The sequence below is a fragment of the Endozoicomonas sp. SESOKO2 genome (genome assembly GCF_024606245.1).
In the GTDB taxonomy this organism is placed as follows: Bacteria; Pseudomonadota; Gammaproteobacteria; order Pseudomonadales; family Endozoicomonadaceae; genus Endozoicomonas_A.
On the sequence record NZ_JAHHPQ010000182.1, the window covers coordinates 1 to 1,031 of the forward strand.

Genomic DNA, 1,031 nt, shown 5'->3' on the forward strand with positions numbered 1-1,031 from the left:
CGAACGATGCACCGGAAATGGTCGCCAATGCCTTCCATGCCGGAAGCGTAAAAAAGGCCGTTTTCTCCTCCGATGGGCGATGGTTTGCCACAGCGTCGGCGGATCATTACGCAAAGTTTTACACTACCGGCCAACCCATAGAAAAAGTAGCTCAAAAGCTGGCAAACCATCCTCATGATAACGGGGTGAATGGTGCATTTTTCAGTCCTGACAACAGCTTACTGGTGACCGTCTCCAACGACAATTCGGCAAAAATCTGGGTGGCTAACCATCCCAAAGCGAATTTCCCCACACTAATGTCAACCCTTAATCACAATGGCAACGTCCTTTATGCCAGCTTTTCACCATCAGGCAACTTGCTGCTGACAGTCAGCACCGAAGGGGCGGCTCTACTCTGGGATCTTAGCCAGGTCGAATCAGGCAAGGTGACGCAGCTGGCAGCAATGGAGCACAATGCTACCGTATTTCAGGCTGTCTTCAGCAGCAAAGCGGAACAGGTGTTGACTGTATCAGCAGACTGGACGGCCAAGCTTTGGGATATAACCCGGATAAAAGACAAAAACCCTGTATTATTAGCGACGCTGAAGCACTATGGCCCTGTCTATCAGGGGGCTTTCGATCCGGCTACGGATACTCTGGCTGCAACGGCATCCGACGATCATACCGCAAGACTCTGGGATTTCAGCGCAATCTCCAGCGGCGCAGCCAGACTGTTAACTACTATAAAGCATAATGGTTCAGTCACTGGCCTGACCTGGCACCCGGCCGGTTCAAAATTATTCACTTACTCGGATGACCATACTGCAAAATACTGGGACACCTCCGGGGCAGAAAAAAAGCATAGCGCCCAATTACTGGCCACCATTGAACATGCAGCACCGGTATGGGATGTCAGCTTTGACACTAAAGGTCACTGGGCAGTTTCCGCTTCAGAAGATTATACGGCTGGTGTCTGGGATATGACGGCTATCAGCCAAGGAAAGCCGTTGCTGGTGAACACCCTGCATCACCCAAATTCAGTGAATTCAGCT

Annotated in this window: 1 protein-coding gene; it reads left to right on the plus strand. The window is 50.9% G+C overall.

Annotation, left to right across the window (positions count from 1 at the left end):
• Window positions 1-1,031, plus strand: a 1,031-nt coding sequence (locus KDK17_RS04495; RefSeq protein WP_257287446.1) for a WD40 repeat domain-containing protein, incomplete at both ends; no start/stop codon positions are given.